The organism is Lactobacillus sp. X-49 (assembly GCF_057063645.1).
In genome coordinates this window covers 12,795-31,358 of the sequence record NZ_JBXSQM010000018.1, presented here as the reverse complement: position 1 = coordinate 31,358, position 18,564 = coordinate 12,795, and the positions used below count along the sequence as shown (strand labels likewise).

At 35.7% G+C, this 18,564-nt stretch carries 14 protein-coding genes, 6 tRNA genes, 1 pseudogene and 1 riboswitch; of the genes and pseudogenes, 15 read left to right on the top strand and 6 right to left on the bottom strand.

Annotation, left to right across the window (positions count from 1 at the left end; translation table 11 throughout):
- The first annotated feature begins 54 nt into the window (after positions 1–54).
- Positions 55–127: transfer RNA gene (locus ACYIAQ_RS08275), tRNA-Asn, on the top strand.
- An 8-nt stretch (positions 128–135) separates the two neighbouring features.
- Positions 136–225 (top strand) — tRNA-Ser (locus ACYIAQ_RS08270).
- On the opposite strand, the gene ACYIAQ_RS08265 is transcribed toward ACYIAQ_RS08270, so the two are convergent.
- Positions 190–486, bottom strand: a complete 297-nt coding sequence (locus ACYIAQ_RS08265; protein ID WP_483563317.1) for a hypothetical protein — start codon at positions 484–486, stop codon at positions 190–192. The two genes, ACYIAQ_RS08270 and ACYIAQ_RS08265, sit on opposite strands and share 36 nt — an antisense overlap.
- A 48-nt stretch (positions 487–534) precedes the next feature.
- Positions 535–714: pseudogene (locus ACYIAQ_RS08260) on the bottom strand (DUF3862 domain-containing protein); the annotation flags it as partial.
- 564 nt (positions 715–1,278) lie between these two features.
- On the opposite strand from ACYIAQ_RS08260, the gene ACYIAQ_RS08255 reads away from it, so the two are divergent.
- From ACYIAQ_RS08255 to ACYIAQ_RS08235, 5 genes are all read left to right on the top strand, one after another.
- Positions 1,279–1,351: transfer RNA gene (locus tag ACYIAQ_RS08255), tRNA-Val, on the top strand.
- Between the two features lie 123 nt (positions 1,352–1,474).
- Positions 1,475–1,546: transfer RNA gene (locus ACYIAQ_RS08250), tRNA-Glu, on the top strand.
- Positions 1,547–1,550: 4 nt separating this feature from the next.
- A tRNA-Val gene (locus tag ACYIAQ_RS08245) sits at positions 1,551–1,623 on the top strand.
- 60 nt (positions 1,624–1,683) lie between these two features.
- Positions 1,684–1,770, top strand: a riboswitch (SMK box riboswitch).
- On the top strand, positions 1,768–2,967 hold the full coding sequence (gene metK, locus ACYIAQ_RS08240) for a methionine adenosyltransferase (RefSeq protein ID WP_483563318.1): 1,200 nt from the start codon (positions 1,768–1,770) through the stop codon (positions 2,965–2,967). It overlaps the preceding riboswitch by 3 nt.
- 15 nt (positions 2,968–2,982) lie before the next feature.
- Positions 2,983–4,425 (top strand): MDR family MFS transporter, encoded by a 1,443-nt coding sequence (locus ACYIAQ_RS08235; RefSeq protein WP_483563319.1) that lies wholly within the window; start codon positions 2,983–2,985, stop codon positions 4,423–4,425.
- Positions 4,426–4,594: 169 nt separating this feature from the next.
- On the opposite strand, the gene ACYIAQ_RS08230 is transcribed toward ACYIAQ_RS08235, so the two are convergent.
- Positions 4,595–5,155: a phosphatase PAP2 family protein gene (locus ACYIAQ_RS08230; RefSeq protein WP_483563340.1), complete on the bottom strand. Its 561-nt coding sequence runs from the start codon at positions 5,153–5,155 to the stop codon at positions 4,595–4,597.
- 458 nt (positions 5,156–5,613) lie between these two features.
- Between ACYIAQ_RS08230 and leuS the strand changes: the two genes are divergently transcribed.
- Both leuS and ACYIAQ_RS08220 read left to right on the top strand, forming a co-directional pair.
- Positions 5,614–8,028 (top strand): leucine--tRNA ligase, encoded by a 2,415-nt coding sequence (gene leuS, locus ACYIAQ_RS08225; RefSeq protein ID WP_483563320.1) that lies wholly within the window; start codon positions 5,614–5,616, stop codon positions 8,026–8,028.
- Positions 8,029–8,123: 95 nt separating this feature from the next.
- Positions 8,124–9,767 (top strand): putative polysaccharide biosynthesis protein, encoded by a 1,644-nt coding sequence (locus ACYIAQ_RS08220; RefSeq protein WP_483563321.1) that lies wholly within the window; start codon positions 8,124–8,126, stop codon positions 9,765–9,767.
- Positions 9,768–9,886: 119 nt separating this feature from the next.
- Here the strand turns inward: ACYIAQ_RS08220 and ACYIAQ_RS08215 are convergent, their stop codons facing one another.
- The gene (locus ACYIAQ_RS08215; protein ID WP_122018592.1) at positions 9,887–10,108 is read right to left on the bottom strand and encodes a PspC domain-containing protein; all 222 of its coding nucleotides are present in this window, start codon (positions 10,106–10,108) and stop codon (positions 9,887–9,889) included.
- 156 nt (positions 10,109–10,264) lie between these two features.
- A tRNA-Leu gene (locus tag ACYIAQ_RS08210) sits at positions 10,265–10,348 on the bottom strand.
- Between the two features lie 96 nt (positions 10,349–10,444).
- On the opposite strand from ACYIAQ_RS08210, the gene ACYIAQ_RS08205 reads away from it, so the two are divergent.
- The 5 genes from ACYIAQ_RS08205 to fba all read left to right on the top strand — a co-directional run bounded on the left by ACYIAQ_RS08205 (position 10,445) and on the right by fba (position 16,224).
- Positions 10,445–11,728 carry a serine hydrolase gene (locus tag ACYIAQ_RS08205; protein ID WP_483563341.1) on the top strand — a complete coding sequence of 428 codons (1,284 nt, stop codon included), beginning with the start codon at positions 10,445–10,447 and terminating at the stop codon, positions 11,726–11,728.
- Position 11,729: 1 nt separating this feature from the next.
- Positions 11,730–12,572, top strand: coding sequence for an NAD(P)H-hydrate dehydratase (locus ACYIAQ_RS08200; RefSeq protein WP_483563322.1), 843 nt, complete (start codon positions 11,730–11,732; stop codon positions 12,570–12,572).
- A 44-nt stretch (positions 12,573–12,616) separates the two neighbouring features.
- Positions 12,617–13,261, top strand: coding sequence for a L,D-transpeptidase (locus ACYIAQ_RS08195; protein ID WP_483563323.1), 645 nt, complete (start codon positions 12,617–12,619; stop codon positions 13,259–13,261).
- 259 nt (positions 13,262–13,520) lie between these two features.
- Positions 13,521–15,206 carry an arginine--tRNA ligase gene (gene argS, locus ACYIAQ_RS08190; protein WP_483563324.1) on the top strand — a complete coding sequence of 562 codons (1,686 nt, stop codon included), beginning with the start codon at positions 13,521–13,523 and terminating at the stop codon, positions 15,204–15,206.
- Between the two features lie 103 nt (positions 15,207–15,309).
- Positions 15,310–16,224: a class II fructose-1,6-bisphosphate aldolase gene (gene fba, locus ACYIAQ_RS08185; RefSeq protein WP_122023189.1), complete on the top strand. Its 915-nt coding sequence runs from the start codon at positions 15,310–15,312 to the stop codon at positions 16,222–16,224.
- A 111-nt stretch (positions 16,225–16,335) separates the two neighbouring features.
- Here the strand turns inward: fba and ACYIAQ_RS08180 are convergent, their stop codons facing one another.
- Entirely contained in the window at positions 16,336–16,569 is a 234-nt protein-coding gene (locus ACYIAQ_RS08180) for a histidine phosphatase family protein (protein ID WP_483564046.1), read from the bottom strand.
- A gap of 797 nt (positions 16,570–17,366) precedes the next feature.
- Here ACYIAQ_RS08180 and ACYIAQ_RS08175 point away from each other — a divergent pair.
- On the top strand, positions 17,367–18,551 hold the full coding sequence (locus tag ACYIAQ_RS08175) for an MFS transporter (protein WP_483563326.1): 1,185 nt from the start codon (positions 17,367–17,369) through the stop codon (positions 18,549–18,551).
- The last annotated feature ends 13 nt before the right edge of the window (positions 18,552–18,564 follow it).

Sequence of the window (18,564 nt, the reverse complement as noted above, 5' to 3'; positions counted from 1 at the left end):
TAGTTGGTGGGAGACTGCCTGCGAGGGTAGGAAGCTGCCGTGCTTTTTTAATATTCCGGCTTAGCTCAGTTGGTAGAGCGCTTGACTGTTAATCAAGATGTCGTCAGTTCGAGTCTGACAGCCGGAGTTTTTCTTGGAGTGTTGTCCGAGTGGCTTAAGGAGCATGATTGGAAATCATGTATATGGGCTTTACCTGTATCGAGAGTTCAAATCTCTCACACTCCGCTGTATAATGATAAAAGGCTGATACAGCAATGTGTCTAGCTTTTTTATTTGCTTTGGTTTCTGATAACCAGTTGTACCATTGGCGCGTAATTGGTCATAAGTGAGTTTGGAATCGTTATATATTTTAAATCCTTGCCTCGTGATATTAACGCGTTTGCCATTTTCATCCATACCGAGATAGAGGTGGAACTTAAAAGTACGTTCGCGTTTTTTGCTTTTGTATTCTTTTATATGTACGTCTCGCTTTGGCATAATTTTCATTACTTCTTCCTGAAATTTAAGATAGATATTGTATTTTAAATTAGTTTGAGTTTTAGATACTAATTTGTTATCAGCGTATGTGAAGCTTGCGTTTGCTCCAGCGCTCTTAGCTTTGATACCAGTGTCATAAACTACAGTAATGTTTCTCTTACCAAGAACAACATTCTCATGTAGTCCATTAGGCTCGCCGTAAGCATTAACCAGATTATTATATGAGCTGCCATTCTTTACAGCATTGAAGAGCTATTATCAAGTTCCTGAGGCACGTAGGTGCTGACTCCATTGACAATAACTTTTTTTGATAATCCTTGTGATATAAATATATGGTAGCCCAGACAGCAGCAATAGTTAAAAGATTAATAAGAAGTGTTGCTATTATTGTTATATCGTTATGGTACCAATTCAAGCAAATAGCCAAAAACAAAACGGTAAAATTAAAACCACTGATAAACCAAAACCAAGAACTTTGTAAAAGTAATATTTATATTTGAGTTTTGCCCAAAAGCTAAGCCTCATTTAATCAAACGCAGTTCTTGTCTTTGAAAGTAAAAAATGGTGATTGCTAACAAAAAATTGATAAAAAGTAGTACTAAAAAATATTTGGTGTAAAAAATTCATGTTTCATCCTTATTAATTTCAAACTTAAGTAATTATAATTTTGTAACATTATGAACAAAAAAAGAACTAATCTGATAGTTACTATGAAAATTTCGAAAAAAGCACAAAAATTTCTGGACAAGTCCAAAATGTTATGCTAAATTATTAAGAGTGGTCAGGAGATGACGACAATTTGGAGGATTAGCTCAGCTGGGAGAGCATCTGCCTTACAAGCAGGAGGTCACAGGTTCGAGCCCTGTATCCTCCATAAATAGTGGTGGTGTGAAATAAGTTTGCACCGCCATTATTTATGGAATGATAATATTGAATCAAATTATTTAATTTATCTTTTGATAGGTATATTATTAAATTGCCTTGATTCAGAAATATTGACCCGTTGGTCAAGTGGTTAAGACATCGCCCTTTCACGGCGGTAACATGGGTTCAAATCCCGTACGGGTCACTTTGGAGGATTAGCTCAGCTGGGAGAGCATCTGCCTTACAAGCAGGAGGTCACAGGTTCGAGCCCTGTATCCTCCATCGTTCTAGGATTACCGGATCTGCGGTGATCCTATTTTTTTACAAGAAGAACGAATTAGTTATCGGTTCAAGTCCTGAAAGGATCCATTAGTGGAGCTGCCTTGTAACCGAATAGTATTGTATATCTATAGGGGGACTACTATTATGGAAAAACGTTTATTTACCTCGGAATCAGTTTCTGAAGGACATCCTGATAAGATTGCGGATCAAATTTCGGATGCAATTTTAGATGCAATTATGGCTAAAGACCCTGAAGCTCATGTAGCATGTGAAACCATCGTTAATACTGGGATTGTTTATGTTTTTGGTGAAATATCAACAAGTGCATACGTTGATATCCAAGCAATTGTTCGTAAAACAGTTTTACGAATTGGCTACGATAAGCCTGAACTTGGTTTTGATGGTAATAACTGTGCTGTTTTGCTTGATATTGATGAACAGTCACCTGATATTGCACAGGGAGTAGATCATTCGCTTGAAACAAGGGAAAATAAGGATGACCAAGATCAACTTGACCAAATTGGCGCAGGTGACCAAGGATTAATGTTTGGTTTTGCAATTAAAGAAACACCAGAACTGATGCCACTGCCAATTTCATTGGCTCATGCATTAATGCGACAAGTGTCTAAACTACGTAAAGATGGTACGTTGACTTGGTTGGAACCGGATGCGAAAGCCCAAGTTACTGTAGAGTATGATGAAAATAATAAACCGAAGCGCGTTGATACCGTCGTTATTTCAACGCAAACAAATGCTGAGGTAACCAATGAAGAAATCCGTCAGGCTATGATTGATTTAGTAATCAAAAAAGTCATTCCAGCAAAATATCTTGACGAAGAAACCAAATACTTAATTAATCCTTCTGGCCGGTTCGTTATTGGTGGACCTAAAGGTGATTCAGGATTAACTGGTCGAAAAATTATCGTGGATACATACGGCGGATATGCTCGTCATGGTGGAGGGGCATTCTCAGGCAAGGATGCAACCAAAGTTGACCGTAGTGCTAGTTATGCTGCGCGCTACGTAGCAAAGAACATCGTTGCAGCTGGATTAGCATATCGCTGCGAGGTACAACTTGCCTACGCTATTGGTGTTGCAAATCCTGTATCAGTCATGATTGATACCTCAGGTACTGGTAAGGTAAGTGATGAATTGTTAACTAAAGCTGTTCGTCATATTTTTGATTTGCGTCCCGCAGGAATTATTAAAATGCTAGACTTGCGCCGACCTATTTATGAACAAACTGCTGCCTATGGTCATTTTGGACGTATTGACATTGATTTGCCATGGGAACATACCGATAAAGTTCAGGAACTACTAGATTTTGTTCAAGAGAATAATTAGTTAGGATATGTAATTTTGAAAAAAACAAATGTATTAATAATTACACTTGCAATTTTTATGACAACCTTTATGTCTGCTATTGAAGGCACGATTGTCTCAACCGCTATGCCAACGATTGTTTCAGATCTTAATGGTCTAGAAATTATGAACTGGGTTGTTTCAATCTTCTTATTTATGACCGCTGTATCGACCCCGCTATATGGAAAATTATCAGATAGCATTGGTCGTAAACCAGTCTTTTTATTTGGGATAGCCTTATTTGTTGTTGGTTCTGCGCTTTGTGGTCAAGCACATAACATGATCGAACTGATTTTATTTCGCGTTATTCAAGGCTTAGGTTCTGGTGCTGTTCAACCGGTGGCAATGACGATTATTGCGGATTTATATAGTTTGGATAAACGTGCAAAAATGCTTGGCCTTAATTCTGGCTTTTGGGGAGTAGCCTCTGTTATTGCCCCACTTCTTGGTGGTTTTATTGTTCAAAAATTATCTTGGCATTGGGTTTTTTATATTAATGTTCCAATTGGACTGATTGCTTTCTTGTTAGTTGTAATATTCTTACATGAAAGTAAAGAAACTAAAAAGACCAGATTAGATATTCAAGGTACATTCTGGTTAGTCGCTTTATTGTTGGCTTTAATGTTTACACTTCAAGAGCTAAGTTCTCTGAGCCCAATATTTATCACTTTATTAGCAGCTTTAATTATTGTAAGTGCGATTGCCTTCTTCAAGGCAGAAAAACGAGCTACTGATCCAATTATGCCATTATCAATTTTAAAAGATCGAGAATTTCAAGCTGTAAATATGATTACGCTCTTAATTTCAGGTGTAGTAATTGGATTTGAATTTTATATCCCAACATGGATGCAAGGGATTAATGGCACATCTGCAACTATTGCCGGATTTGCTGTTACACCTAGTTCTGTAATGTGGGTCGTTGGCTCATTTGTAATCGGTGGATTACTTAAACACTGGGGTGTGCGTAAATCTTTCTTTGGGATGCTGACCCTACTCTTAATTGCTGACATACTCTTATTAGTAGTTCCAATCTATACACCATTTTGGGTCTTTTGCTTTATAGCAGTTATAAATGGCTTTGCCTTTGGATCAATTATTACTGCTGCGCAGGTTCGTTCACAGGTTTTAGTTGAGCCGCAAAACGTTGGTGTAGCAACCTCTTTCAATACTTTAATGCGCTATCTAGGACAAACCATGTTGGTGTCTATTTATGGTATTACTTTCAATACGGTTGTCGCAAACCAGATAGCTAAAAGACCGGAACTCACCCAAAACATGATGAACAAAATAGTGTCTGCAGCTAAGGCAAAAGAGTTGGCTTCTAACTTGGTGCCGCAATTACGTCAGGTTCTATTCAGTGGTTTAAAGGGCGTTTATATCGTTTCATTAATTGCAATTATTTTGTCATTTATTTTCAATTGTATTTATAAAAAAAAATAATAAAATTTGAATGAAACAGTTTAGGATTTCTTTAAGCACTAAGCTATTAATTAGCTAGGTGCTTTTGGATTAATTCACTTTTAATTGTTTTAATTATAAAAGTAAAAAAACAGGCAAACTTTGCCTGTTTTTCTTTGACTACATATTTTATCATCATATTGATAACTTCTTAATTCTCTAAATAATAATGATATAAGAAAGAATAACCAATTAATAGAAAAGTAATTCCTTCTAAAAACCCACCCAATACGTCTGAAGGGTAATGGACGTGATCAAATATTCTGGTATAACCAATTAATAATGGAAAACATACCCAAACAATACACAAAACTACTTTTAACGGTTTGTTTTTAATTAATAAAATTGTTAAGACAATTAGAATTCCAAACAAGGTTGCACTGCCAACCGAATGTCCGGAAGGAAAGCTATACCCGTGAGCTTCAACTAAGTGGTGTACGAATGGTCGATGACGGGCAATTGCATGTTTACTAATCCAGTTATAACCGTTAGCAGCTATCATGGTTCCAGCGGTAAAAAACATGTAAGCATATTTTTTAAAGATTACCAGAACTATACAGAGAATAATTGTTTCAATTGTAATAACACTAGTATTTCCCAAAACGGTAAATGTAGTTGCAAACTTGATATTAACCGGATTATTATTGCAGATTAGTTCAATTATATTTTGATCAAATTGATAAATAAATTGGTTTCCTGATGCAACAAGCATTGCCCAAATAGCATATAAAACCAAAAAAATTGTTGCGGGAATAATTGTGTCTTTTCTTGAACGGTTGTCGGTAATCAATAACTTTCTCCTCTTATTTTTATACTTCGGTTAAATTATAATCATTATTGCTAAAAAAATAAAGCGATGTCGTGGCTTTCTCTATTTAATATACTCCTAAGACTGTCTTAGCCTCTTGCTTTTTCCCACATTTGTGGTAAATTATAATCATTAATTAAGTAAAGGATTAGGAACTAGTAACTATTATGCCTTGGAATAGAGAAGAGCCGGGTGGTGCAAGGCTTGCAAGACATGTAGCGAACTGAGCCTGAGTGATGCCTATCGTTTGCTATCCGCGTTAAGGAGCAACGAGGGTCACGCCATAGGGTGCGTGAAACTTAGGTGGTACCGCGATTATTCGTCCTATGAAATTTCATAGGACTTTTTTTATGAGGTAAAGTATGTACAATCACAAAGTTGTTGAGAAAAAATGGCAGGATTATTGGGCTAAAAATCAAACATTTAAAACAAGTAACGATCCTCAACGGAAAAATTATTATGCTTTAGATATGTTCCCTTTCCCATCAGGTAAGGGATTACACGTTGGTCATCCAGAAGGTTACACCGCAACGGATATTGTTTCGCGAATGAAACGCAGTCAAGGATATAATGTTCTTCACCCAATGGGATGGGATGCTTTTGGATTGCCAACTGAACAGTATGCATTACAAACTGGTCAGGATCCAGCAGTTGTAACAAAGGAAAATATTGCTAATTTTAAGCGCCAACTTAACAAACTTGGCTTTTCTTATGATTGGAACCGAGAAATTGCAACGAGTGATCCTAAATATTATAAGTGGACACAATGGACATTCGAGCAAATGTATAAAAATGGCTTAGCCTATGAAGCAGAGGTTCCAGTTAATTGGTCACCGGATTTGGGTACAGTTGTTGCTAATGAAGATATTGTTGATGGTAAAACTGAACGTGGTGGGTACCCAATTTATCGCCGTAATATGAAACAGTGGATGTTGCGGATTACTAAGTATGCAGATCGATTATTAGCTGGACTAGATAACCTTGATTGGCCAGAAAATATTAAAGAAATGCAGCGTAATTGGATTGGACGTTCAGTTGGAGCACAAGTTACCTTTAGAGTAGAAAATTCATCCGAAACATTTGATGTTTTCACTACTCGTCCAGATACCTTATTTGGTGCTTCTTACGCTGTATTAGCTCCAGAAAATAAATTAGTCCAAAAAATCATGACGGCTGATCATCAAGCTGAAGTTGCAGCATATCTTAAACAAATTGAATCTAAGTCTGATCTCGAAAGAACTGATTTAAATAAAAGTAAGACTGGGGTCTTTACAGGAGCTTATGCAATTAATCCGGTAAATAATGAAAAAATTCCAATTTGGATTGCCGACTATGTTTTAGCAAGTTATGGTACCGGTGCGGTAATGGCTGTGCCAGCGCATGATACAAGAGACTATGAGTTTGCCCAAAAGTATAATTTGCCAATTAAAGCCGTAATTAAGGGCGGAAATATTTCTAAAGAAGCATATACTGGGGATGGCCCGCACTTTGACTCTGATTTTTTAAATGGGCTAACCATTGACGATGCAAAGAAGAAAATGGTGGCTTGGCTGCAAGAGCATAATGTTGGTCAAGAAAAAGTTAATTACAAGTTGCGTGACTGGGAATTTAGTCGTCAGCGTTACTGGGGTGAACCAATTCCGGTTATCCATTGGGAAGATGGTGAAACAACACTTGTCCCTGAAGATGAGCTGCCACTTGTATTACCACATGCAACTGATATTAAACCATCAGGCACTCCAGAAAGCCCGTTAGTAAACTTAAAAGACTGGGTTAATGTGGTAGATAAAAATGGCCGTAAGGGTAAGCGTGAAACCAATACAATGCCTAACTGGGCTGGTTCGTCGTGGTATTTCTTGCGTTACGTTGATCCGCATAATGATCAAAAATTAGCAGATTATGATTTGCTTAAACAGTGGTTACCAGTTGATTTGTACATTGGTGGCGCTGAGCATGCTGTTCGGCACTTGCTTTATGCTAGGTTTTGGAATATGGTTCTTTATGATCTTGGCGTTGTACCTAATAAAGAGCCATTCCAGCGCCTATACAACCAGGGGCTTATTTTGAAAGATCATGAAAAGATGTCTAAGTCCAAGGGCAACGTTGTTAATCCAGATGAAGTAATCGACGAATATGGTGCTGACAGTTTGCGTATGTATGAAATGTTTATGGGACCATTAGATGCTTCTATTGATTGGGACGATAATGGTCCAGCATCTACAAAGAAATTCTTGGATCGAATTTGGCGTCTTTTTGTAAATGACCTTGATCTTGAAGCAATTCCACAAGCCAATATTGTTAATGACAATGATGGTACTCTTGATAAAGTTTATAATGAAACTGTTAAAAAGGTAACTGAAGACTTTGAGGCTTTACACTTCAATACAGCAATTTCTCAACTAATGGTCTTTATCAACGAAGCCCAAAAAGCAAAACAAATTCCGCGAGAATATGCCGAAGGATTTATTACTTTAATTGCTCCAATAGCACCGCATATGATGGAAGAAATATGGCAAATCTTTGGTCATGAAGAATCGGTAACATTCGCGAAGTGGCCAACTTATGATCCAGCTAAATTAGTTGAGTCAGTTGCTGAAATTATGGTTCAAGTTAATGGTAAGCTACGTGGAAACTTTAATGCCCCAGTGAATACAGCAAAAGATGAAGTAGAAAAACAGGCTTTAGCTTTGCCACATGTACAAAAGTTTTTAACTGGTAAAGAAGTCAAAAAAGTTATTGTTGTTCCAAATAAGATTGTCAATATCGTTGCTAAATAAAGTTAATTTTTCCTAAAATGGTTAGTATATTTGTTGTTAAGTAACGCTTTTGTTGCAAAATAGATTAGTTAGTAAACTAGATTTAGGGAATATTAATGAAAGAAAATAATTCAACAAAACAAAGCACGCAAGATGTCTTTATCAAGGGTAGTGCGTGGATGACTTTTGGTTCTATTACTTCGCGCATATTAGGAGCATTGTACATCATTCCATGGTTCCAATGGATGTCGCCTTATGGCAACATTGCCAATGCACTGACTGCACGAAGTTATAATATTTATAGTATTTTTATTCTAATTTCAACTGCAGGAATTCCGGGAGCAGTTGCAAAACAAGTTGCAAAATATAATGCAATGAATGAGTATGGAGTCGGCCGTAAGCTGTTTCGCCGAGGACTAGTTTTGATGGTCATCCTGGGAGTCATATCAGCTGCAGTGATGTATTTTGCCTCACCTCTTTTGGCTTCAAATGGATCAAGAAGTGATCCAAGGCAAGTTGCCGTGATGCGGAGTTTGTCTTATGCCATTTTGATAATTCCAATTTTGAGTATCATGCGAGGTTATTTTCAAGGGTATGCAGATATGATGCCGTCGGCTTTATCACAATTTATTGAGCAATTGGCACGAGTAGTTTGGATGTTGTTGACAGCTTATGTGATTATGCAAGTACAACACGGTAACTTTGTTGATGCTGTGGTGCAATCAAACCTAGCAGCAGCTATAGGTGCATTTTTTGGAATTGTTATTTTAGCTTGGTTTTTACTTTCTCGACGGAAAAATTTAAATTATTTGGTTGAAAATTCAGAAAACAAAATACAGGTTTCAACCTTTGCATTGTTTTCTGAAATAATTGAGCAAGCCATTCCGTTTATTATTATTGATGCTGGAATCCAACTTTTTTATTTGGTGGATCAATACACTTTTCACCCAATGATTGCTAGTTTGACTCATGCTAGCTACAATACGATTGAAATATGGTATGCACTGTTTGCACTTAATGCTAACAAATTAATTATGATTATTGTTTCACTTGCCAGTGCAATGGCTGTCACTGCTATACCATTGCTTTCGGCTGCAAGAGCAAAACACGATTATCATAGCATTTCCGATCAGGTTGGTAATACGCTCGATTTGTTCTTGTTTGTAATGATTCCAGCTGCATTTGGAATGGCCAGTATTGCTACACCAGTTTATACTATTTTCTACGGTTATGATCAATTAGGATCAAATGTCTTATATTTATCATCTTTTACAGCTATCACTTTGGGTTTGTTTACTGTATTAATGGCAATCCTTCAGGGATTATCAGAAAATAGTTTGGCAATCAAATATTTGATATTAGGGATTTTGGTTAAGTTAATAATCCAATATCCAATGATTTATGTTTTTAAAATTTTCGGCCCCCTAATTGCAACTAATTTAGGTATGCTGGTTATTATTTTCTTGGCTCTTAAACATCTTGAAGTGACTTTTGATTTTAACAAGGACAGAACGAGTCGACGCTTTATCGGAATTACTGTTTTCTCATTAATTATGTTTTTCGGCGTCTTATTAATGCAAAAAGGCTTAGAAATATTCTTGAAGCCAACTAGGAGTTTGCCAGCACTTGTGATTGTCGTAGCTTCAATCATTGTTGGTGGGTTAATATATGGTATTGCTGCGATAAAATCGAACTTGGCCCAAAAAATATTGGGTGACAAGGTTGTCCCTATATTACGTAAATTACATCTTAAAGCATAGAAAAACGCTATTGCCTTATTTGAGCAATAGCGTTTTTGGTTTGAATTGCAAAAAGAAAAGCTTTTTGCTGCCCCTGCCAAGGAACTTTATTTTAACAATTAAATTAGGTATGTACAACCTTAAAGTTGACGATATTCACCATCGTCATTTGGATCATGCTTGGGTTTAGAAGGCATAACAATCGCGGCAATAAGATACATTATTAAGCCAAATTGTGTGCAAAAAGCTAAAACACCGCCACCAATTCTTGTCCATGCTTTGTCCCAGCCAAAGTATTCAGCAATACCACCAAATACACCTGCAACGATTCTATCATTAGATTTAGTTAGCTGTTTGTTCATGATTTTTTAAGTACCCATAATAGTCTTATCGCGAATGGACTATTATTCATTCCTTTCTGACATTATAATAATACAATTATGTTAAAATAGCAAAGTAAAGTCTGATAATACACAAAAAGACTAATCCATATGGATTAGTCTTTATTAATTATTAAATGCCCCGAAAAAGATTCGAACTTTCACTTAGTTACCTAAACAGCGACCTGAACGCTGCGCGTCTGCCAATTCCGCCATCGGGGCTAATTATATTAAAACCAGTAATAATAATACCAAAAATTTGGTAAAATGTAAGCATAAAACGCAAATAAATTTCAAAAACATTCTGAAAGGGGTTTTATCTCATTGAAGCATAAAATCAAAAATATAACTTTGGTTCTAGTTGCGATAATTGGGCTGCTTTTACCGATAAGAACAGTTAGCGCCCAAGAAGTACCGACTAATTATCATCATGATCAATTAGACCTAAAAGCGAAATCTGCTATTGCAATCGATAGTAAAAGTGGACAAATTCTATATGGAAAAAATGTCAATCAATCATTACCAATTGCATCAATGACTAAATTAGTGACGGTTTATTTGACCCTTAAGGCTATAGATGAGGGAAAAATCAAGTGGGATACAACTTTACAGCCTACAAGGCAAATTGTTGCTGTTTCTACTAATCGTGATTTTTCCAACGTCCCACTAAGAATGGGGCATTCTTATAATATTCAGCAGCTTTATCAAGCAACTCTCATAGAATCGGCTAATGGTGCAGCAATGATGCTTGCCCAAGCTGTTAGTGGTTCACAACTAGCCTTTGTTAAGCAAATGCGTATGCAATTGCAAAAGTGGGGAATTAATGATGCCAAAATTTATACAACCTGCGGCTTGCCTAATAAGAGTGTAGGTACAGATGCTTATCCAAATGTGACTGGCAACGCTGAAAATATGATGTCAGCAAAAGATATAGCAGTTGTGGGACAACATTTAGTTAATGACTTTCCAGAAATAATTAAAACAACAAAAATTCCACGCCTCGACTTTATTGATCAGAATTTCAAAACACCGATGACTAATTTTAATTGGATGCTTAAAGGCTTGCCCCAATATCACTCACAATTAAAAATTGATGGTTTAAAAACTGGCACAACAGATGCCGCTGGTGCCTGCTTTATTGCAACAGCTAAACATGCAGGTGCACGACTAATTACGGTTGTTATGGGAGCACGTCATTTAAATGGTACTGATCCAGCACGTTTTGAACAGACTGATATACTTTTGCGTTATCTGTACCACAATTACCATCCAGTTGTATTTCATCAAAATGAAGTGATTATGGGAGAAACAACTATTAAGGTCAATGCTGGTCAAAAAAAACAAGTTGGAATCGGAATGAAACAAAATAGTGTAATTTGGGTACCAACTAATCAGCAATTAAAGGCGAGATTAACTAATGAAACAGTTGATGCTCCTGTTAAAGTTGGCCAAATTGTTAGCTCATATAATTTTACCGCGGGTGGTTCAAAATTAATTTCTCTTAATAACCCTGACGGTATAAAGTTACCGGTTAGGGCTTTACAATCAACGACAAAAGTTAACATTTTTGTTCGGTTTTGGCGCTGGCTTTTTGGTGGATAGAATGATTGAAATTTCGCAAGCTGTATTGACTAAGGTTATTAAAAAGCGACGTAGTAAGAGTCACAAGGGTGACTATGGCCGCGTAATGTTAATTGGAGGTAATGAAAATTATGGTGGTGCCATTATCATGGCAGCTGAAGGAGCGCTAAATAGTGGAGCTGGATTGGTGGTAGTGGTGACTCACTCTCTTAATTTGACTGCCTTACATGCTAGGGATCCAGAAATCATGTATCTTGATTGGCACCAACACAATATTTCCGATTTAATTAAAAAAATGGATGTTATTGTCTGTGGCCCTGGGCTAGGTCTTAAAGAGACGGCAAAAAATTTGCTGAAATTGCTTTGTCAAGAGATAACAAGTCATCAAACGCTAGTTCTAGATGCTAATGCACTAGATTTAATTGCAGCTAATCACCAGCTGTTACCAGAGAAAGCGGGTAAAATTATCCTTACTCCGCACCAAATGGAGTGGCAACGTCTTAGCCAAATTCATATTCCATTTCAAACCGATGCAGCGAATTTGGCAGCGTTAAATAATCTTTTTCCTAGAAAAAATGCTATTTTAGTGTTAAAGTCCAATCACACTAAGATTTATGATTCTAATGGTCAGATTTATCTTAATCCTTTGGGTAACCCGGGAATGGCTATTGGTGGTATGGGAGATACTTTAGCTGGAATTATTGGTGGCTTTATAGCACAGTTTGGTGCTGGAATTGATTCGATATTAGCAGCAGTATATCTTCATTCCTTAGCTGGTGATAAGATTGCTCAAACGGAATATATAGTTAAACCAACGAAGTTAAGTGCATTAATCCCACATTTGATGAAAGAATACGGTAGCTAACAATATTTTATAAATTAATTTGAGTTTGGAGAGATTAAGCCAGTATGAAAAATAATCTTTTAAAGCCAATTACATATTTTCTTATCCTGTTAATTTGTGTAATTAGTCTAGCGCGAATTTCCATGCCTAATAGTTCTAATGATGTCAGTGATTCCTCGACTAAGACAATTTCCACTTTAAAAACTCCTGCGTCATATCGACCATATCATGATCCTAAGAATTTACGAGTACCATATAATTGGCGTAGAACTAGTCAAACTGGACCATATCCACATATAAAACGTTTAGAGAATGATTTGACAATTAGGGTTTCGCTTAAAGGTAATCGAGTTTATATCCTGCGTGGTAATACAAGGGTCTATACAATGATTGCAAGTGCTGGTTTGTTTAAAAACGGTAAGTCACTAACACCGACTGGAACTTTCAAGATTAATCATAATCGGGGCTCCTCTTTTTATAATCCTCAATTGAACGAAGGTGCCAATAACTGGGTAAGCTGGAGTAATGATGATACCTATCTTTTTCATTCTGTGCCAACCAAAAGTAATGGTAAATATAATATTAAACAAGCACGCAAATTAGGAGTGCAACCTGGTTCGCATGGCTGCATAAGGCTGAGTGTACCCGATTCGCGTTGGATTGTTGAACATGTCCCAGCTGAAACCAAAGTGGTAATTAAAAATAATTAAAAGTATTGGCTTGAACGTCTTTTCCTGTTATAATCTGAAGTTGAAGAAGTTAGAAGTAGTAAGCAATTATGTTCACTCAGCGAGTTCGTGGTGGTGTGAGACGAACGAAAGAATTGTCTGAAGGCGTGTCTAACGGTAAATTTAACAAATTTAATAAGCGGATACTTTATCGTATCAAATAGAGTGGTACCGCGGGTGAAAACTCGTCTCTTCCTTCGTAATGAAGGAAGAGTTTTTTTATTTGTCTTAGGAGGTAAAGATGAATTTCAAAACTAAAGTGGTTAAGTTAATAGCAAGTCAAGTTGATTTGCCTAAAGAGAAGATTAATCAATTAATTGAACGTCCTAAAAACGAAAAGTTGGGTGATTATGCTTTTCCAGCGTTTACATTGGCAAAAGTGTTGCATCAAAATCCAGTTGAAATTGCTCAAGGTATTGCCGCAAAGTTGCAAAGTGAAGATTTTACCAGTATTCAGGCAGTTGGACCATACGTTAACTTTGCTATTAATCATGAAAAGTTGATTTCACAAACTCTACAAGAAGTATTAACTCAAAAAGAGCATTATGGTGACCAACATTTAGGCGAGGGCAATGTTCCTATCGATATGTCTAGCCCTAATATTGCTAAGCCAATGTCAATGGGGCATTTACGTTCAACTGTGATTGGTAATTCGATTGCAGAAACCCTAAAAAAGGTGGGTTATACTCCAATTAAAATAAACCATTTGGGTGATTATGGTACTCAATTTGGTAAGTTAATCTCTGCTTATAAACATTGGGGTAATGAAGAAGATGTCAAAAAAGATCCAATTATGAATCTGTTTAAGTATTACGTTAAATTTCATGAAGAGGCTGAAAAAAATCCAGAACTTGATGATGAGGGACGTTCTTGGTTTAAAAAATTAGAAAAAGGAGATCCAGAAGCCGTTAAATTATGGCAATGGTTCCGTGATGTCTCCTTAGCCGATTTCAAGCGGATTTATCAAGAGTTAGGGGTTACCTTTGATTCGTATAAAGGTGAAGCTTTCTTCAACGACAAGATGCAGCCGGTAATTGATGAACTAAAAGAAAAAGGTTTACTGCATGAATCACGAGGTGCTCAAGTTGTTGATATGGGGGAAGATGAAAATCCTGCCATGATTGTGAAATCTGATGGTAGTAGTATTTATTTAACGCGGGATTTGGCAGCCGCAATTTACCGAATGAAAACTTACAATTTTGTCAAAATGCTCTATGTTGTCGGTAATGAGCAAGCACATCACTTCGTTGAATTGAAAACTGTTTTAAAGAAAATGGGGTATAATTGGTCAGATGAAATTTATCATGTTCCGTTTGGGTTAATTACGCAAAATGGAAAAAAGTTATCTACCAGAAAAGGCAACGTTGTATTCTTAGACCAAGTGTTAAGAGATGCAGTAAATCTTGCGCGTGAGCAGATTAATGAGAAAAATCCGTCATTGGCTAATAAAGAGCAAGTTGCTCATGATGTCGGGGTTGGTGCCGTTGTTTTTCACGATTTAAAGAATGATCGAATTGAAAACTTTGACTTTGACTTAGATGAAGTAGTACGCTTTGAGGGTGATACCGGTCCTTATGTACAATACACTAATGCGCGTGCGCAAAGCGTTTTGCGTAAAGGTGAAGAATTGAGCAAAAAACCAAGTTTAGATGGTGTACAGCTTGATGATAACTGGGCTTTCGGTGTGGCAAAATCATTGGCTGATTTCCCAAGAATTATTAAACGCAGTAGTGAAAAATTTGAGCCTTCTGTGATTGCCAAATATTCATTGGATTTGGCTAAAAAGTTCAATAAATACTATGCTAACGTGAAGATATTAGTTAATGATGATCAAATCAATTCTCGCTTAGCACTTGTTCAAGCAACTTCTTTAGTCTTAACGGAAGCACTTCGGTTATTAGGTGTTAACGCACCAAAAGAAATGTAAATAAACATTTTTAAATAATAGCGTTTACACCAGATAAAACCTTGTTCAATATTTAATTAATACGGTACAATAAGGCTGTAAGTTTAATAGGAGGAATTTATCAATGGCATATTTAGATAATGGTAATCAAATTTTTAAAGATGCGCGTAAGAACCACTATGCAGTTGGTGCATACAACACTAACAACTTAGAATGGACACGTGCAATTTTGCAAGCGGCTGAAGAAACTAGAACTCCAGTTTTAATTCAAGTTTCAATGGGTGCTGCTAAATACATGGGTGGCTACAAGATAGCTAAGGATATTGTTGAAGATTCAATTGATGCAATGGACATTTCTGTTCCAGTTGTATTGAATCTTGACCACGGTGACTTTGAAGCAGCTAAGGAATGTATTGCTCTTGGCTATTCATCAGTTATGTTTGATGGTCATGCTTTACCAACTGAAGAAAATTTAGCTAAGACTAAAGAAATCGTTAAGCTGGCTCATGAACGTGGAATTTCAGTTGAAGCTGAAATTGGTAAAATTGGTGAAAACCAAGGCTCAGAAGGTGGAGAACTTGCTTCTGTTGAAGATGCGAAGACTTTCGTCGCTGCTGGTGTTGACAAGCTTGCTTGTGGTATCGGTAATATTCACGGTGTTTACCCAAGTGACTGGAAAGGCTTGAACTTTGACCGCTTGAAGGAAATTGCTGATGCAGTTCCAGTTCCACTTGTATTGCACGGTGGTTCTGGTATTCCTGAAGAACAAGTTAAGAAAGCTATCTCACTTGGTATTTCTAAGGTTAACATCAATACTGAGTTCCAATTAGCATTCCAAGCAGCTACACGGAAGTACTTCGAAGCTCACAAGGATGAAGACAAGGCTAACAAGGGTTACGATCCTCGTAAGTTGTTACTTCCAGGTACTGAAGCAATTACTGACTCAATGAAAGAAATGATTACTTGGCTTGGTACTCCATCAATTGATGATAAGATTAAGTCAGCTGCATTTGACAAGAGCTCATTAAACTTAGAATAATTGCTATTTAGTTTATAAAATATATAAAAAAGGCTAACTTGATTAAGGAGTTGGCCTTTTTGCTTACCAAAAAGTAAAAACCAAATTTTTAGTTCTTACTTTTAATATGAATCAATAATCTGGGTTAAACAAAAATTGTAGACGGAATATTCCATCCTTAAAATCATACTTTAGAACTGAACAGTTCTTTATATGCTCGGTTCGCTCAAATGTGTTGTATTTTTCCCATTGTCGATAAAAATTTGCAATTGCAGCGCCGTGAGAAACGATTAGAATATGTTTTTGGGAGCAGGTTAATTTATAAAGATGTGAGAAACTAGTATTATCGCAAGCTTTTACATACAAAATATTAAACAATATAAAAAAAGCAGGTAGCAGTTTTTATTCACTTTTACAAAGTTCTATGGTAAATGCTTATTTTAAAAACCAAATTATTGTTTTACAAAAATGCTATCTAAGTATATAGATTGAAGTTGCGTTTGAGCAAAACTTGCTAAGTCAAAGTAAACGTATCGTGTTACAAATTTTACTTTAGCAGTATAGTATTATCTGGTTTATTAAAGCAGATAATGGAAGATGTTTTATAACACAGTTGAGCTTATGGTATTACTAATAATAAATTACTTAATGAAGAAATGTGGCTGAATTTAAAGATTGGTGTACTAGCAAAAAAATGGGTGTCTGTTACATAACCATGATAATATTTTGTCACCCTTAAAAACAAAAAATGTGTTAATTTAATTTCTTGAATTATTAGTGACAAAAGAAACTGTTACAATTTTTGGTGCATGATGGATTAAAGATATTTAAAAGCAATAATCACCTCACGATAAGTATTTTGATAGTCAATTTAGTCTCTAAATTGAAAGATTTCTAAAATCAATGTAATTTTTAGAAGTTAAAGAATATAGCTATATTATATACTTATAATAGTTTATATAACTATAAAATACGCCTTATATATGCAGGTTTTATAAATGAAAAATATAATTTATGTATTGAAAACAATTACAATATGTAATAGAATTATAAGCGGTTTATATATATTTATTAGGAGATGGTTAACAACATTAAGTACATAGATGTTAATGATAAACCGACATGTTACTTTATGTAATTGTAATTAAAAAGGAGGTCCTTTTTTGGCTAATAAAAGGAATCATTGGATAGTTTGTTTAGCAACAGTTTGTGGAGGAATTGCACTAGCACTAGTTCAGAATAAAATTTCTCCAATTATAACTATATTGATGAAAAGCTTTAATATAAATGCTCAAACAGCAGGATGGTTGAGTTCGATCTTTTCATTAATTGGTGTTTTTATTGCATTACCAGCTTCGACGATTATAAAAAAAATTGGTGTAAAAAAATCCGGCTTAATGTCATTATTAATTGCTATTTTAGGCTCCTTGTTGGGAGTATTCACTAATAATATTGTTTTATTAATGTTTAGCCGATTTATTGAAGGCATGGGTGTAGGAATTATTGCTGTATTAGGTCCTATGGTTATTACTATGTGGTTTAAGCCACGGGAACGAGGATTACCAATGACTATTTGGACTAGTTGGATGACAATTTCACAAGCAATATTATTCTTTTCAGCACCAAGTTTGGTTAATTTATTCAGTTGGCGTGGGCTTTGGTGGCTAGGAATTATTACCTGTGCCATTGCTTTAATTTTATATTGGTTTTTTGTTACTGAACCTGAAAAAGACAAACAAGTTTCGGAAACTCAAATTGAATCTCATTCCGTAACAGCGGGTTTAAAGTCTTGGTCAACTTGGATTATGGCTTTGGGAGCTTTTTTATTCACATTGTGTTCTTTTACATTTGTCTCTTGGATAGGCAATAGTTGGTCACATAATGCTAATTTACCTATGAGTCAGGTTACTCCTTTAATTGGATATGTATATTTATTTGAAATAGTTTATATGGTGATTATTGGCTTTCTGTTGAATAAAATTTCTAATAAAAAAAGTTTTGGTGCATTTTTGGCTGTGGTTTATGGGATTATTGGTCTAATTTCTTTTAATTTTACTAAATCTTATGTTGGTATTTGGATTATGATTATTCTTTTTCCGTTTTTTGATGGTGGAATACCGAGTGTAATTTATACTTTAGCTCCACAAACAGAAAAAAATAGTAATTACTCACCACAAGCTATTAGTATTATGAATATTGGTTTAAATGCAGGTACATTTTTGGCTGCGCCATTATCTGGTATGTTAGTAGATATTAATGAAAAGTTAATAGGTTATTGTTTTTTAATAGTAGCAATTGCAGTGGGAATATGCATTTTTAGTTTCAAAATTTATAATTCAGAAAATTAGGAGGTCAGATTAT

Coding starts and splice junctions, on each gene's coding strand:
- metK (WP_483563318.1), top strand. CDS start 1,768: ATGGAAAAACGTTTATTTACCTCGGAATCAGTTTCTGAAGGACATCCT.
- leuS (WP_483563320.1), top strand. CDS start 5,614: ATGTACAATCACAAAGTTGTTGAGAAAAAATGGCAGGATTATTGGGCT.
- ACYIAQ_RS08230 (WP_483563340.1), bottom strand. CDS start 5,155: ATGCTTGTTGCATCAGGAAACCAATTTATTTATCAATTTGATCAAAAT.
- ACYIAQ_RS08215 (WP_122018592.1), bottom strand. CDS start 10,108: ATGAACAAACAGCTAACTAAATCTAATGATAGAATCGTTGCAGGTGTA.
- ACYIAQ_RS08220 (WP_483563321.1), top strand. CDS start 8,124: ATGAAAGAAAATAATTCAACAAAACAAAGCACGCAAGATGTCTTTATC.
- ACYIAQ_RS08200 (WP_483563322.1), top strand. CDS start 11,730: ATGATTGAAATTTCGCAAGCTGTATTGACTAAGGTTATTAAAAAGCGA.
- ACYIAQ_RS08265 (WP_483563317.1), bottom strand. CDS start 486: ATGAAAATTATGCCAAAGCGAGACGTACATATAAAAGAATACAAAAGC.
- fba (WP_122023189.1), top strand. CDS start 15,310: ATGGCATATTTAGATAATGGTAATCAAATTTTTAAAGATGCGCGTAAG.
- ACYIAQ_RS08195 (WP_483563323.1), top strand. CDS start 12,617: ATGAAAAATAATCTTTTAAAGCCAATTACATATTTTCTTATCCTGTTA.
- argS (WP_483563324.1), top strand. CDS start 13,521: ATGAATTTCAAAACTAAAGTGGTTAAGTTAATAGCAAGTCAAGTTGAT.